Source organism: Vibrio sp. Vb0349, from assembly GCF_033338975.1.
On the sequence record NZ_JAWOTS010000405.1, the window covers coordinates 1 to 1083 of the forward strand.

Consider the following 1083-nt stretch of genomic DNA (forward strand, 5'->3'; position numbering starts at 1 on the left):
AGTCGCGGATGTTGTCCTTGTGCTGGTTTCTACCGAGCAAGATTCATTAGATACGGTGTTTGAGCACAAATATGTGTATGTGGATTGGGGAACACGCTTCGCCTCTGAACACTCTGAGCGTCACCCTAAAATTCCGGCTCCGTACCTGCGCACATCGACTGCGCGTATTGCTTTGGACTTCATTTTAGAGAAAGGCGGCGCGGCGTATCTGCCGGTGTCTCTCGTAGAGCCGTTTATTGCGAATGGGCAGCTCTACAAGGTGTCTGGAGTGGAAGATTGGTACCGACCTATCTACTTAAGCTATCGCAAAGCCAGCACGTCTGTAGAAGCAATTAAACAGGTCGAAGAGATTGTGAAAGAAATCGATCCTCTCACGGCTTACAGCTTGCAACAGATTGGGTCTGCATCATCGGACGCAAACCATTAACGCTTGGCGTCAATGAAAACGGAAAAATGAAAAGCCCCCTTGGCGTTTGCCTTGGGGGCTTTCTTTTTAAGCGAGATTTATCACCGGATGGCGATAGGTCGATATCTATGAACCGATAGTTACGGCAAGTCAAAGATTAGCGCAGTAACTGATTGATTGGTCAGGTTACGAAATGTCACCTTGCTCTGAGCTTCGATTTTAGCGCCATCACCGCCCGTTAGCAGGGTGTTGTCGACATGAAGCTCTCCCGATACCTGATGAACGTAAACATTTCTTCCAGAGTGGATGTCGAAGGCGAGTTCGCGATTCGGCTCCAAAATCAATTGATACAAATACGCATCTTGTTTGATGTGCAGTGTGCCACTCTCTCCCGTTGGAGTTGCAATGGTGGTTAACCCTGCATTACGTCCAAAATCTTTTTGCTGGTAGCCCGGTTTATTCCCAAAGGTGTTAGGTTGAATCCAAATTTGCAAAAAGCGTAAAGGGTCTGTTTCTGATGCGTTATATTCGCTGTGGTAAATGCCTTTACCTGCCGACATCAGCTGAAACTCCCCCGCAGGTAACGTTTGTACATTGCCTTCACTGTCTTTGTGAGCAATAACACCTTCTAGCACATAACTGATGATCTCCATGTCGCGGTGACCATGAGTATCAAA

General features: G+C 47.3%; 2 protein-coding genes. One reads left to right on the plus strand and one right to left on the minus strand.

Features of this window, described 5'->3' with window-relative positions; all coding sequences use genetic code 11:
- Positions 1-427, plus strand: a 427-nt coding sequence (locus tag R7Q47_RS26185; RefSeq protein WP_411912891.1) for a LysR substrate-binding domain-containing protein, incomplete at its 5' end; no start/stop codon positions are given.
- Positions 428-546: 119 nt separating this feature from the next.
- Here the strand turns inward: R7Q47_RS26185 and R7Q47_RS26190 are convergent.
- The coding region (locus R7Q47_RS26190) for a pirin family protein (protein WP_318090254.1) at positions 547-1083 on the minus strand (537 nt) is incomplete at its 5' end.